Genomic DNA, 4,429 nt, shown 5'->3' with positions numbered 1-4,429 from the left:
GACTTAGATCTTCTCCCACTACCAGATTAACTAGCTTTCCCTTAATGGAACTTGCTACATGTTCAACCTTTTCTCTTTTACCTTCACTTTCGCTAGCATATACCCCTACATTTATTCCGCTAAAGCCTACACTCACACTAACACCACTCTCTTCACTGCTATGATCATGATGAAATTCATTCTTCACACTTTCAAATTCAGCTTTACCCTTAATAGTAGCGTTAACTTCATTCTCAAACTCAAATTGTGCTCCCCTAAACTTAGCATCTCCTCCTATCTCCATCTCTAGATCTTCTCCTCTAAATACGGTCGGGTGGTTAGTAATCTGAACTATATGATCTTCACTCTTGCTGGTTCCTATCTTTATTCCAATATTTATCACACTATCAAGTATTGCCGCTACCAACCCTGCTTTCACATCAAGCGGAGTCCCGTTTAATTTATAAAATGGATTAGCTCCGTTTGAAGAGGTAAAAAGCTGGTATTTCTTAGATAAACCATATACTTCTGCTCCTAGCTTCATAAATGGTGCAAGATCAGTCGGACTCTGCATGTTTAGCAGATCCTTTATTCCTTTCACTATTCCTATATTATCCAGCAAAGTACCGGCGGGATCATCGCTTTTCACTAAATCAACCAGTGTTCCGGTTGGGGATATTCCTCTGCTTTTTACATATATGTGGACTTCATTCTTTACTTGGTGGGCTAAAAACTCAGCTCCTCCTTTACACTTTATGGTAACTTTTCCAGCTGCATTTACTGAGCTCCCTTCAAATCGGCATAAACCCTTACTGTTAAGATTTACTTCCCCAGAACTTCCTATATAAGCTTCTGAGGTTTCGCTCACTGTTTGGAACTTATGTACGGACTTACTTCCAAAAGTATTCTTTTTCTTTTTATAATCTTCATTTGTAGCTTGGCTGGTGGTTGCTTGGATTTCTATATTACCCTCAGCGGTAATATTTACTCCCCTTATGCTAAATATAGTATTACCATACCCTTTATAATCTCTGCCGGCTTGATATATGACTTGATTAGTTGCAAAAACTTCATTCTTGTCAGCATATATCTCATGGTGCTTAGATCTATAATCTTTCCCTTTTATATTTTTAACTACCGCAATAGTATGCAATGTACGCTCTATTATATCTCTACCGGCCACTTTTTTTATTATACCATTTATGTGCTCGGTAATTCCTTCACTTATAATATCAAGCTTGGCTGTCTCATATTCATTCCCGTTGATATAATATTTCCCGCCAAAAGTGGTTAGCCTTCTTTCTAATGAATTATAATATGTGCTTGTTATATCACATTGGTAACCTATATTTTTAGGTACTATATAGGGCGGGCAATTGGAGCCTGATAGATAAGGCAGAGTATGTATTACATTCTTTAGGGGTTGCTTTATTATATAAGCCCCGGATTTACTTAACATAGAGCCGTTATTAATTTTTATATTTACCCCTATATCGTTTATTGAGTTACTCTCAGTAACTCTTACAAAATCATTGTTTACATTAAAATCAAGCTCTCCGTTTACTACTTGATACAAACCATAACTATGATGTGTATACCCCCATTGATTAAATTGTGCGGGAACATTTGTAATAAAATAGTGATAGTTAACTGCTTGGTGGGTAATATCAGTTTTAGCTTTTTGAAATAAATGCCCTCCAAATGTGCCCTTAGTCCCCTTTATTACTATGCTGCCATTCAAGGAATACATGTAAGCATTTCCACCAGCTTTAATTATAGCTTGGGTTATATTCCGGCAGGGATATCTTTTCTTGCATCAAACTCGAGCACTACTCCATTATATGTTTTCTCAGCTCTTATCTTGTTTACAACCTTTGAGTCAATATTAGTATTGCCTAAATAAGTGCCTCCCGGGAAGCCATGACCATTGCGGTAGAAATGGTTTGCTATTTCTATTTTATTATTTGCTACCAATATCATATTATTAGAAGTTTCAAATACTGCTCCCTTGTTGATTTTTATAGAATCAACAGCAGTGATAGTTGTATCCCTAGCCTTAAAGCTACCGCTTCCCGGAAATTCAGGTTCTTCATATGCAGCATTCCTAACTACCGCTTTAGTGCTTTCAATATATGTTCCAGGAGTAAAATGGTACCAATTATGGTAGTAAACATCCTTATATTTATTTAACCATAATACCTGGTTTAAAAACCACTCTACTTGTAAAGATGCTTCTTCTACAACATTGATATGACCATAATTCTCAAAACCTAAATCGGTTAAAACAGTCAAGTTTCCATTGATTTCTAAAGATTTGCTATTCTTAAATCTTTCTCCTATATAAATTATGTTATCTAGCTTACTATCTACATCGTTAATAAAGTTTATGTTCTTATCTTCATATAAAGTTATTTCTTCATCTTCATTTATATAACCATCGATTAATGCTACTTTATTTCCCTGCAAATCAAACTTACTACTTAAGAAATTATATCGTTGGTTATCATGAACTATTAGTGTTAGGTTCCCTCTTCCTTTCACACTTTGATGCTCGAATCTCTGCCTTACTTCAATTAGTTTTTGACCATTTAACTCTACGTTTTGTTTTAAGCTAACTTCATTCGCTCGTACTGTGATATGAGTTTGTTCAGGTACTCTTGCTACCTTAAAACCTCCCTCGATTTTTAATTTATCTGCTATTTTAAAATAAATAGAACTTTCCTTACTAGTAATATCACTAAATTCAATGTTGGAACCGGGGTTGCTGCTAACCTCATCTGCGGTCATTATAAAGTTACCCGTAACTTTTAAGCTGCCGTTAATTCCTACTTTTAAAACATTAAATATTGCATTATTAAGATTTAACTCGTTATATATAGCTATATTTTTACCGCTTAAGTCTAGTGCTTCAGTAATATTTAAGGCAGCTCCTTTAAACTCTATATCATCCCTTGTCTTGTTCAAATGAGCAGCCAGGTACTTACTATTAAATTGAGCATTCTCATTAATACTAATCCTAGTATTCGCACTTACTTCTGAAAAGCGCTGATGATCCTCATCTACCTTAAATTCTATATAATCAGTAGCTCCTATTATACCATTAATCTCTAATCCAGTTCCTTGCAGCAATAATGATGACATACCCCCAATATCGCCTAAGGTAACCCACCCATTATCTATTTCATTGATACTGGGATTAGACAGATAAGTAGTAAATAAAACTTTATCTGTATTTTCAAAACTTATACCGGTTAAATTATATCCATCCGGATCAATAAATATTATATCAGCTTTAGTTCCACTAACCTTAAAGGTTACATTGTGTAATTGTGTTTGCCCAAACCCTTCTCCATCAAGTTCTATTAAAGGATGATTACTATTATTTTCTCGTATATTATATTTGGGCTAATGGTATGTAGAGAGATAATATAAGGAGATATATTATTAATTGCAGTATATTCAGGAGGCACAGACAATACTGGCTCTGGTATAGTTGAGTTTACATTACTATTAATATAGCTATCATAATTACACTCGCTCTCTTTTAGTATCTCTTCTGCGCTATTTTCATGACTTAATAAGTCATTTTCTAATTTATTCTCTACCATCAAGTAAAATGTTAAATAATATAAATAATACTCGAATAATACTAATTATATTTAAAAATTACAATTCATATAGTCAATGGTTGCTTGCCTTTCAAGCATTTTATTGCATGTTTATATATTTATCTTTAATTAAATCAGTTATTATGTTGGTTTATATATTTTTATTACTTAATCATATGTTTAGGTATAAGGGTAAGAAATTTATATGGCTTAAACTTTCCTCTCAAAAAGGATCGTTTATAAGAGAGGAAGATGTGGTAAGTTATTATTTAGACTATTAGTTTATAATGTGACATTATTTGGTAGCGTTGCAAAGAATAAAGATTGGGAGTAGCTATAGAGTTAAGCAAGCAACTAATGATTTATTCTTTGCAACGCTACCATTATTCTTAATATCTCTCTACCACTTATCCTTATTCTCATCTAGAATCCTGAGCTTTTCCTTCACTCTCCTCCTCAACTCATCTTCATCTATGTTTTCATCTTCTTCAAAATATTCGTCATCTCTAGGCCAAAAGTCTTCTAAATCTATAGCTTGCAGTTCATCAAAAATTTTTAAGAATAAGCTATCTTCAGGATAAATTTTATATGGTCTGGAAAGTTCATCATATTCTTCACTACTTATCTCATCTCTAAAAAACTTACTTAGCAATTCTCTTAAAGGAATATTTTTTTTATCTTCTTTTAAATCCTGACTTCTTTTGGCTAAAAATGTCCTCGAAAAGCATTGGCCATCCATTTTGCCTTCCACAAAATCCTACATCATTTGATAATATTGGCTTTGTGGCGCAAATAAGTAAATTTAACTGACATACCTAAAGAATTAAATATCATAAAGGAAG

The 4,429-nt window shown here is 33.4% G+C and carries 4 protein-coding genes; all 4 read right to left on the bottom strand.

Features of this window, described 5'->3' with window-relative positions; genetic code table 11:
• Window positions 1-1,729, bottom strand: a 1,729-nt coding sequence (locus NF27_RS07790; RefSeq protein ID WP_039457925.1) for a hemagglutinin repeat-containing protein, incomplete at its 3' end; no start/stop codon positions are given.
• A 35-nt stretch (window positions 1,730-1,764) separates the two neighbouring features.
• Complete coding sequence (locus NF27_RS07785) at window positions 1,765-3,120, bottom strand: hypothetical protein (protein WP_039457922.1); 1,356 nt, start codon at window positions 3,118-3,120, stop codon at window positions 1,765-1,767.
• A gap of 221 nt (window positions 3,121-3,341) precedes the next feature.
• On the bottom strand, window positions 3,342-3,587 hold the full coding sequence (locus NF27_RS07780; protein WP_039457920.1) for a hypothetical protein: 246 nt from the start codon (window positions 3,585-3,587) through the stop codon (window positions 3,342-3,344).
• A gap of 400 nt (window positions 3,588-3,987) precedes the next feature.
• Window positions 3,988-4,326 carry a hypothetical protein gene (locus tag NF27_RS07770; protein ID WP_039457916.1) on the bottom strand — a complete coding sequence of 113 codons (339 nt, stop codon included), beginning with the start codon at window positions 4,324-4,326 and terminating at the stop codon, window positions 3,988-3,990.
• Window positions 4,327-4,429 lie beyond the last annotated feature (103 nt).

Source organism: Candidatus Jidaibacter acanthamoeba (assembly GCF_000815465.1).
Lineage (GTDB): Bacteria > Pseudomonadota > Alphaproteobacteria > Rickettsiales > Midichloriaceae > Jidaibacter > Jidaibacter acanthamoebae.
This window is presented reverse-complemented; position numbering and strand designations above follow the sequence as displayed.

Bases quoted from the DNA above. Each gene is read 5' to 3' on its own strand.
- NF27_RS07785 (WP_039457922.1), bottom strand. From the start codon at position 3,120: ATGTCATCATTATTGCTGCAAGGAACTGGATTAGAGATTAATGGTATA.
- NF27_RS07780 (WP_039457920.1), bottom strand. From the start codon at position 3,587: ATGGTAGAGAATAAATTAGAAAATGACTTATTAAGTCATGAAAATAGC.
- NF27_RS07770 (WP_039457916.1), bottom strand. From the start codon at position 4,326: ATGGATGGCCAATGCTTTTCGAGGACATTTTTAGCCAAAAGAAGTCAG.